The 9,181-nt window shown below is 35.2% G+C and carries 8 protein-coding genes and 1 pseudogene; 7 read left to right on the forward strand and 2 right to left on the reverse strand.

Going from position 1 to position 9,181, the window contains the following annotated elements; genetic code table 11:
• Window positions 1–278 precede the first annotated feature (278 nt).
• Window positions 279–1,535 carry an AraC family transcriptional regulator gene (locus KI356_RS11135; RefSeq protein ID WP_212935433.1) on the forward strand — a complete coding sequence of 419 codons (1,257 nt, stop codon included), beginning with the start codon at window positions 279–281 and terminating at the stop codon, window positions 1,533–1,535.
• 507 nt (window positions 1,536–2,042) lie between these two features.
• Here the strand turns inward: KI356_RS11135 and menA are convergent.
• Both menA and KI356_RS11145 read right to left on the reverse strand, forming a co-directional pair.
• Entirely contained in the window at window positions 2,043–2,954 is a 912-nt protein-coding gene (menA, locus tag KI356_RS11140) for a 1,4-dihydroxy-2-naphthoate polyprenyltransferase (protein ID WP_128280505.1), read from the reverse strand.
• 385 nt (window positions 2,955–3,339) lie between these two features.
• Window positions 3,340–3,839, reverse strand: a pseudogene (locus KI356_RS11145) (metal ABC transporter solute-binding protein, Zn/Mn family); the annotation flags it as partial.
• Window positions 3,840–3,940: 101 nt separating this feature from the next.
• Here KI356_RS11145 and KI356_RS11150 point away from each other — a divergent pair.
• The 6 genes from KI356_RS11150 to KI356_RS11175 are packed head-to-tail and all read left to right on the forward strand — an operon-like array spanning window position 3,941 to window position 9,179.
• The gene (locus KI356_RS11150) at window positions 3,941–4,300 is read left to right on the forward strand and encodes an ArsR/SmtB family transcription factor (protein WP_212935434.1); all 360 of its coding nucleotides are present in this window, start codon (window positions 3,941–3,943) and stop codon (window positions 4,298–4,300) included.
• On the forward strand, window positions 4,290–6,800 hold the full coding sequence (locus tag KI356_RS11155; RefSeq protein ID WP_212935435.1) for a heavy metal translocating P-type ATPase: 2,511 nt from the start codon (window positions 4,290–4,292) through the stop codon (window positions 6,798–6,800). The genes KI356_RS11150 and KI356_RS11155 overlap by 11 nt, the downstream gene beginning before the upstream one ends.
• A 59-nt stretch (window positions 6,801–6,859) precedes the next feature.
• Entirely contained in the window at window positions 6,860–7,444 is a 585-nt protein-coding gene (locus tag KI356_RS11160) for an SCO family protein (RefSeq protein ID WP_212935436.1), read from the forward strand.
• Window positions 7,445–7,498: 54 nt separating this feature from the next.
• Entirely contained in the window at window positions 7,499–8,179 is a 681-nt protein-coding gene (locus KI356_RS11165) for a DsbA family protein (RefSeq protein WP_212935437.1), read from the forward strand.
• Window positions 8,176–8,613, forward strand: coding sequence for a disulfide oxidoreductase (locus KI356_RS11170; protein WP_002120509.1), 438 nt, complete (start codon window positions 8,176–8,178; stop codon window positions 8,611–8,613). Before KI356_RS11165 ends, KI356_RS11170 begins: the two co-directional genes overlap by 4 nt.
• Window positions 8,614–8,660: 47 nt before the next feature.
• On the forward strand, window positions 8,661–9,179 hold the full coding sequence (locus KI356_RS11175; protein ID WP_212935438.1) for a PCYCGC motif-containing (lipo)protein: 519 nt from the start codon (window positions 8,661–8,663) through the stop codon (window positions 9,177–9,179).
• The last annotated feature ends 2 nt before the right edge of the window (window positions 9,180–9,181 follow it).

Genomic DNA, 9,181 nt, shown 5'->3' on the forward strand with positions numbered 1-9,181 from the left:
TACTTACGATAAAAAAGGTCTTAACGTTTGGTATAATGTAAAACACAATACCGATTACGATAATCACGCTAGAAACATAAAGATAGATTTTTTTGCTTTCTAGTTTTGTCTGATAAGACGCTACCCACAAGGCTGGTAATAGCAGTAAAAAATATTTCTCCTGTATAATTTACAATATCAAGAAAGCGCTTTATTGTATTATTCTTAGATATATTGTATAGTTTGATTGTGAAATTTTTAAAAGATTTTCTATAAAAAAGCAAGGAGGTAGTATTGTCTTGAATTTGCCAAAATACGAAAAAAATCCAACTGAAAACATTGAGAATATTTGCGGTTTATTATCAAATTTATTTGACATATCTGTCTGTTTCCTAAGCAGCTCAAATGATATAATATTTTCTGCTGGCGGTACAGCATTGAACAACCCTCTTAACGAAAATGCGCATAATACAATCATTGATTTGTTTCAAAGCAGTGAGCATCACAATCTTCCCATTTTCAAGTCAACGAAATTTTCCGAGAATTTTGTTGCCGTAAACTTGTACACAAACAACACATATTGTGGGAAATTTGTTATTGGCCCTTCAATCTGCTCAAGAATGGACGCTGAAACCGTAAATATAGTAGTTTCCAAAGAGAAAATTTCCTTGGTAGACAAGGCAAAGCTTTGTAGTTATTTCAACATTCTTCCGATAGTCAGTTTTAACACACTCTTACATTTAAGTCAGTTAATCTATTATATTTTGTATGGGCAGAAATTAGATTTTGTCTCGTTGTCCGCTCTCAACACATACCAAAACAACTTCAAAACAAATTTTGCTGACAACTACGAAAACATTTCGTCGAATAGGAAACAAAACAATGAGCTTCACCATCCTTATATATATGAACAAAATTACTTCCAGTATATAAGGGAAGGTAATCTTGAAAAAACGATTTCACATTTTAGAAAGAATCTCCACGATAACTTTGGAGTTCTTTCAAAGAAAAGCTCACTTCGAAGTGAAAAAAACATCAGCATTTGTCATACAACACTTGTAACACGGGCAGCGATCGAAGGCGGGCTGGACCCGGAACAGGCGTACACCATGAGCGACATGGCAATCCAGTGCATAGAGGAAATAGATGATATAAAGCAGCTTCAAGATTACCGCAACACCATTGCAATCGAGTTTACAAAAATGGTAAATCAGATAAATGAACACAAATTCCCTAAGCCAGTCAGAGTCTGCGAAAGTTATATTAAAAATCATATTTACGAGCCTATATCGGTGAAACAGCTCTCTGAAATTACTGGGTTAAACCCAAATTACCTGTCCTCGATGTTTAAAGCAATCACCGGATTTTCTGTATTAGATTTTATCAATAAAGAAAAAATCAATGAAACAAAAAAGCTGCTGATAACGACAGACCTTTCCTTGACGGACATTTCGAACCTTCTTCGTTTTTACGACCAGAGTCATTTCACAAAAACATTCAAAAAACACACAGATATTACACCTAAAATCTTTAGGGATCAAAACAAGCACATATAAATGGTGCTGACCTGAAAACGGCATTAAGACACAAATTTTATCTCCCGTAAAATTCAAAAACACAAGTCTGATAACCAAGCAGTGGTGGGACGTTAAATTTAGCACTTTCAATGTCAAAATCATATCCTCTACAACCTGCTCTAAACATGAAACAGGCACGCGCGTTCATCTTTCGATAATCGCGCCCTTTAATGGAATAAGGAATGATTATTTGTTCCCTTTCCGTAGCTTTCTATATAATGAAGACTTATTGCACCATATGTCACCTTTAGGCTGGGAACATATTAATTTATTAGGAGAATACCATTTTAATTCAGAGAAAGTGATACCATTAGATTCTTTAAGGCCACTAAAGCTTTCTTAACGTTGTTAAAAACGGGGTAATCGTCAGGAAAATGGGCTTAGCGTTGTAAATCACAAAATAAAACCCCCCATTTCTCTGTATTAAAATTGAGAAATAGAGGGTTAATCACTTAACAATATTGCCCGATTGTTGAGGGTTTTTATTTAAAACAAATAACTGATTAATAATCCTGCTGATAATAAGAAGCCAAAAACCGTGTTTGTCATCGCTGTTGATTTCATTGCTATACGCATATATCCAGGTTCCTTTACTCCTTTTTGGAAACCTTGAATTGCAGAGATTGGCTTTTTCAAACCTAGGAACATAACTAATGCCCAAGGGCTTATATAACCCATCAACACAATCACAACGATCCATAAATAAGCAACAAAAAAGGCTACAGCTAGTGTTACCACTGCTTTCTCTCTCCCAAGGAGGATAGCTAACGTCTTTCTTCCACCTTTAATGTCTTCATCAATATCTCGGATGTTATTCGACATGTTAATTGCACCTACTAAAATTCCAATTGGAATGGAAATCAATATACTTTCAACTGTTACAGTATTCGTTTGAATAAAGAAAGCAATTAGTACAAAACATGTCCCCATTAACAAGCCAGAAACTAATTCTCCAAATGGGGTATACGCAATTGGTAATGGACCACCTGTATATAAATAGCCAACCGCCATCCCAATTAACCCAATGACGACTAACCACCAGCTACTATTCATACAAATATAAATGCCAATAAAAGCTGCTACTACATACAATAAAAGCGCAACTGTTAAAACATTTTTTGGCTTCAATCCATGACGGACAATTCCACCACCAATTCCAACAGAATCAGCTGTATCTAATCCACGTTTGAAATCATAATACTCGTTAAATAAATTCGTTGCTATTTGCAATGCTAAACATGCACTCATCATCGCAATAAATAAAAGCCAATGAATTTCAGCAACATAAAGTGATGCCACTGTCCCTAAAATTACAGGAGAAAACGTCGCCGTTAATGTATGTGGGCGCGTCATCTTCCATATTAATTTAGCGGAACTAATTTCTTTTTCATTCCCCATAACTCTGTTCAATCTCCCTACATTTTAAGTATAAAATCACTAGAAGTATCTTTCTATCTATTTCTTACTTCACATCCATTAATTATATCAAATAAATGATTATCCTTTCTAACAAATCTACTATTAATAAAGTAAAAAATTATAAAATGAAACTTTAATCAGTAGGGATGTCCATCCTCCACTGATTAATAGCCCACACCAATCCTACTTTTACGTGCATCCCGACTCCCTCCTAACTCCCTCGCATTCGCCGAATTTTAAGGTGGGAGTCTTACCGGCCCGCAAATAGCGGGATAAATAAAAGAGCCAGCTCATATGAGCTGGCTCTTTCTTCTCTTATTTTAAAAAATTTCCATAGTTACGTACATTGAAAAATAGATAGATTTTACTTTTGTAACCCACTAATAATTGTATCTGTATTCCATTTCATCATTTTCAAGTAAGTATCTCCATCCTCACCTGATTTACCTAATGAATCTGTAAAATTGTACCCGCAATCGGCACATTTGTTTCTTTTGAAACAGTTTCCATACTACGTCGATCTACACTTGTTTCTACAAATAAAGCTGGAACTTTGTTTGTTTGAATTAAACTTACAACATCTCTAATTTGATCTGGAGTACCTTGATTTTCTGAGTTAATTTCCCAAATGTACCCTGTCTTAATGTCATATGCTTTTCCAAAGTATTTAAAAGTACCTTCACTAGAGATTAAAAAACGTTTTTCTTCAGGAATTTGATGAATTCTGTTTACTGTTTCATCATGTAATTTTTGTAGTTCTGATATATACTTGTCGGCATTTCCAGTATAAAGCTCTTTGTTTTTAGGGTCTTCTTTGATTAATGCTCTCTTTACATTTTCAGCGTATAAAATACCATTAAATATCAGACTTTTCTCAATTCATTTTGACACACATATTAGGCAATGCTAATATGAATAAAGAATAAACATATTAGTCATTACTAATACGAATGGAGAGGATACAATTGTGCAACTCAAATGATTTAGATGTAAAAGCCAAGTTCATCCGTGGCTTTGCTGATAAAACAAGACTACAAATTCTTCAATGTATGATGGGTGGTGAAAAAACAGTATCTGAAATTGTAGAAATCACCCAAGGAAATCAGTCAAACATCTCCCAACATCTAAACTGTTTAAAAGGATGCGGAATCATTCTAGGTAGACAAGAAGGAAAATACGTCCACTATTCCTTGCGCAATAAGCAAATTGAACAGTTACTCACTATGTTTGATGTTGTCTTTCATGAAGTACAAAATGAAGTAGCATCATGTGATAAAAACGATGCTTGTTTATCTCAAAAAGGAGAAAATTGTCATGACAGATAAGAACGCGAAGGACACTCAAGAAAATTGCTGTCAGGGTTCTTCCTTAACACCTTCAAAAGAAGATTTAGCAAAGGAAACTCTATCATGTTGCTCTTCTAATAAAGAGGTTTCGATTATCCCTATTGCTAAAGAAACTTCTTGTTGCAGCGGTGAAAGTAAAACTAAAAAAGAAGAAATAAAAAAAGAAACATCGTCATGTTGCTCTTCTAAAAAAGAGATTCCAATCACCCCTATTACCAAGGGAACCTCTTGTTGCAGTAGTAACACTGATTCTATAAAAACAAAAAATAGTTCTTCCTGTTGTTCATCTGAATTAGCTCTAGAAAAAGAACAAACGCATTCAAACTCTTCTTGCTGTAGTGATAGCTCATGCGAAGACCCATCACCTCTTATTAATACAAAAAAAATATCAGGAGATGGCGTACAAACATACCTTGTGGAAGGTATGGATTGCGGGGCATGTGCTTTAACAATAGAGAAGCATTTACAAAATGTTTCTGGCGTAGAAGAGGTTCGAGTAAACTTCGCTACTGGAAAAATGCATATTCGTCATGATCGAGATGTGGATGACATTATTAAAGAAGTGTCTAACGCAGGATTTGGAGCTTCCTTAGCAGGAAATCGTAGAGGTACAGCACCTGTTCAAAAAACTAAAAATACAACTTTAATTCTCTCAGGATTATTTTTAGCTTTAGGATTTGGAGGAAGTTTTACAAACATATCACCTCTTCTTATCACACTTCTGTATGCGGCGAGCATTGGAATTGGTGGTTATAAGCCTGCTAAAAGCGCCTTTTATGCAATCAGAAGTAAATCACTTGATATGAACGTTCTCATGATATCAGCTGCAATTGGTGCTGCATTAATTGGTCAATGGCTAGAAGGTGCAACCGTCGTTTGGTTATTTGCATTAGGAGCAACCTTACAAAATAAATCAATCGAACGTACACGGGAATCCATTCGTGGATTAATTGATTTAGCACCATCAGAAGCTTGGGTAAAAGTTGGTACTGAACTTATAAAAAAATCGGTAGATGATATTACAGTGAATACAACGATTGTTGTAAAGCCTGGTGAAAAAATCCCATTAGACGGCACAGTTGTAGGAGGCAATTCTACTGTAAACCAAGCACCAATAACTGGTGAATCTATCCCAATTGATAAACAGATTGGTGATTCCGTATATGCAGGAACGATTAATGAGGAAGGTTCGCTTGAAATTACAGTAACTAAACTTGTTGAGGATACTACGTTATCTCGAATTATTCACCTTGTAGAGGAAGCACAGGAAAAAAAAGCACCTACAGAAGCATTTGTGGATCGTTTCGCAAAAATCTATACACCTATCGTTTTTGTATTAGCAATTGGTGTCATGATTATCCCTCCCCTTCTTAGTATGGGCGAATGGATGGAATGGATTTATAAAGGATTAGAACTTCTAGTTGTCGCATGTCCTTGTGCTTTAGTTATCTCTACTCCAGTTGCTATCGTATCTGCAATAGGAAATGCCGCAAGAAACGGTGTACTCATTAAAGGTGGTACCGCTCTAGAAATCGCAGGTTCATTAAATACTATTGCGTTTGATAAAACAGGTACATTGACTGAAGGAAAACCAAAAGTAATGTATGTACGAAGCTTAGATTGTACTGAAGATGAGTTATTATCAGTTGCCGCAACAATTGAAGAATACTCTAACCATCCAATTGCAAAAGCCATTACAGCATATGCGAAAGAACACCAAACTTCTATTCAAAGTGGAACTGAATTCCGCGCCATTGTAGGAAAAGGTGCGCAAGTCACGATAGATGGCGAAACATACTACGCTGGAAATAAAGCATTATATGAAGAGTTTGGAGTTTCGCTTCAAATGTGGAACGAACCTATTCAGGAAATGCAAAGAATTGGTCAAACCGTGATACTTGTTGGAACAGACAAAGTTATTTTAGGGATGATTTCAGTAGCGGACTCCATCCGTTCTACTACTTATGGAACAATACAAGAATTAAAACAATCAGGTATTCAGGAAACTGTTATGTTAACAGGAGACAATGAAGGAACAGCTGAACATATTGCACAGAAAGCAAAAGTAGATCGTTATTTTGCTAATTTGCTTCCAGAAGATAAAGTTCATTCTGTAAAACAACTTCAATCTGAAGGGAAAACAGTCGCTATGATTGGGGACGGTATTAATGATGCCCCTGCCCTCGCTACTGCAAACCTTGGTATTGCTATGGGCGGTGCCGGAACTGATACAGCAATGGAAACGGCAGATATTGTATTAATGGCAGATAATCTTGAAAAACTCCCTTATACGATGACACTAAGCCGGAAAGCATTGCACATCATTAAACAAAATATATGGTTCTCATTAATTATTAAATTTATCGCCCTTGCCTTTATCTTCCCAGGTTGGCTTACTCTTTGGATGGCTGTCTTAAGTGATACAGGAGCTGCGCTTATTGTAATCCTTAACAGTATGCGATTATTACGAAACAAATAATATAATATGGAGCTACCTAGTAGCTCCGTACATTAAATACAATTAGAAAGGGGATACATATGAAAAAAACACGTGTAATTGGATTATTTCTACTAATCTCCGTAATTACAATCTTAGGAGCATGTAGTGATAATAAACTAAGAGATTCACTGGGTTGGGATGTAGAAAAGTTTGCATTTACAGATCAAAATGGGAAAAATTTTGGTTCCTCTGAATTAAAAGATAAAGTTTGGGTAGCCGATTTTATCTTTACAAGCTGTGAAACTGTTTGCCCACCTATGACAGCCAATATGGCAAAACTTCAAAAAATGTTGGATGAAGAAGGAATTAAAGATGTAGAGTTTGTATCATTTAGTGTAGATCCGGAAGTAGACACACCTGAAAAAATAACAGAATTTATGAAAGTCTATGAAATGGATACGAAGCGAACTCATTTTCTAACAGGATATACACGACCAGATATTGAAAAGTTTGCAAAAGATAACTTCCAAACACTTGTATCCAAACCAGAAAATAATACACAAGTTATACATGGTACGAGTTTTTATCTCGTGGACAAAGATAGCAAAGTTGTGAAGAAATATTCAGGTCTTCAAAATACACCCTACGAGGATATCATCCGTGATATTAAACGAATTCGATAACTAAAAAGCTTTTTATTATGTTCCTATTAAACTCTAAAAATTCGAGGTGTTTACATGAAGAAAAAACAAGGCTCTCACATAAAATTATTGCTAATTACCACATTAATCATTTTCGCTGCGGTTACAGCTTTCGTCGTTTTAAATAAAGAAGACAAAGTTGCTACAAATAAAGTGATAAAAAATTTACCGCCTATTGGTAAGCAACCTACTTTAGGAAAAGAAGATGCACCAGTCTCTGTTATTGAGTTTGGCGACTTTAAGTGTCCTGCTTGTAAAGCATGGGGTGAGTGTATCTTCCCTCAGCTCCAAAAAGACTATATCGATACGGGGAAAGTTAAATTTTCATATGTGAATGTTTTGTTCCACGGAACAGAATCTAAATTGTCCGCTTTAGCTGCTGAATCCGTTTATAAACAAGACCCACAAGCATATTGGAGCTTCCATAAAGAATTATTTAACGCACAGCCAGAAAATCACGATGATCCATGGATTACTCCGGAAAAAATATTAGAAATTGCAAAAACATATACGCCAAGTATTAACACTTCTCAACTTGAAGAAGATTTGAAAAAACAAACAGAACAAGAAGAAGTAAATAGAGATGAGAAACTAGCACAAGACTATGGTGTAGAACAAACACCGAGCATTGTTGTAAATGGAACAATGTTGTCTGATCCTTATGATTATGAACAAATCAAAAATCTAATTGAAAAAGCATTGAAGGAAAAGAAATGATGAATAAAGCAAAAAAGAATTTTGAATGGCGTAATTACACCTTATATTTGGCATGGATTGTGTCAATGATTGCGACACTAGGTAGTCTATTTTTCAGTGAAATTCTTGGATTCATACCATGTGAATTGTGTTGGTACCAACGAATTATGATGTATCCACTCTGTATTATTTTAGGCATTGCCACATTCTATAATGAAAAGAACATAAAAAAATATGTATTACCGATTTCTATTATTGGTGGAAGTATTTCACTGTATCACTATGCAGTACAAAAGATCCCTGGTGTTTCAGAAATTAATCCGTGTGTTCAAGGTGTTCCTTGTAATGTTGATTATATAAATTGGCTAGGTTTTATAACCATCCCCTTCCTAGCGTTAATTGCTTTTTGTATGATTACTTTGTTTATGGTGTTAACGAAATCAAAAGCGAATTAATTAAAATATAACATATAAAGGTATTTCTACAGAGAGGAGACAGTATGATGTCAAAGATCATACCTGTAGTTTTATTAGTAAGCCTATTAATTGGTTGTAGTTCCGTTAATGATTCATCATCTACTAAGGACAACAAAACACAAAATCAGTTACAAGAAACAAAAAATAAAGGTGAGCATTTCAAGGATGATACGCTAGAAACAACAGCTAATGTAGAAACTCTGCCTTCTTTCTTATCATCAACTACAAATGGACAAGTCTCACAAATTTATAAAATGGTAGGAAAAGACATCGAGCTCTTACAATGGATTCCTTGTTATTGTGGGTGTGATGAAAACTCAGGACATAAAAGCAATAAAGATTGTTTTATCCGTGAAATGAAAGAAAACGGCCAAATTACATGGAATTCACATGCGATGAATCACGCTGAGTGTGTAGATATCGCTTTCCAAGCTGTTTTAATGAAACAAAACGGAGCATCCCCTTTAGAAATTCGAGAATACGTCGATAAACAATATAAGAAAGATGGAATAAACGGTACTCCAACGCCGATGCCAAGTGCTTAATA

Source organism: Bacillus hominis (genome assembly GCF_018332515.1).
GTDB classification, from domain to species: Bacteria; Bacillota; Bacilli; order Bacillales; family Bacillaceae_G; genus Bacillus_A; species Bacillus_A hominis.

Bases quoted from the DNA above. Each gene is read 5' to 3' on its own strand.
- KI356_RS11175 (WP_212935438.1), top strand. From the start codon at position 8,661: ATGTCAAAGATCATACCTGTAGTTTTATTAGTAAGCCTATTAATTGGT.
- KI356_RS11155 (WP_212935435.1), top strand. From the start codon at position 4,290: ATGACAGATAAGAACGCGAAGGACACTCAAGAAAATTGCTGTCAGGGT.
- KI356_RS11160 (WP_212935436.1), top strand. From the start codon at position 6,860: ATGAAAAAAACACGTGTAATTGGATTATTTCTACTAATCTCCGTAATT.
- menA (WP_128280505.1), bottom strand. From the start codon at position 2,954: ATGGGGAATGAAAAAGAAATTAGTTCCGCTAAATTAATATGGAAGATG.
- KI356_RS11165 (WP_212935437.1), top strand. From the start codon at position 7,499: ATGAAGAAAAAACAAGGCTCTCACATAAAATTATTGCTAATTACCACA.
- KI356_RS11170 (WP_002120509.1), top strand. From the start codon at position 8,176: ATGATGAATAAAGCAAAAAAGAATTTTGAATGGCGTAATTACACCTTA.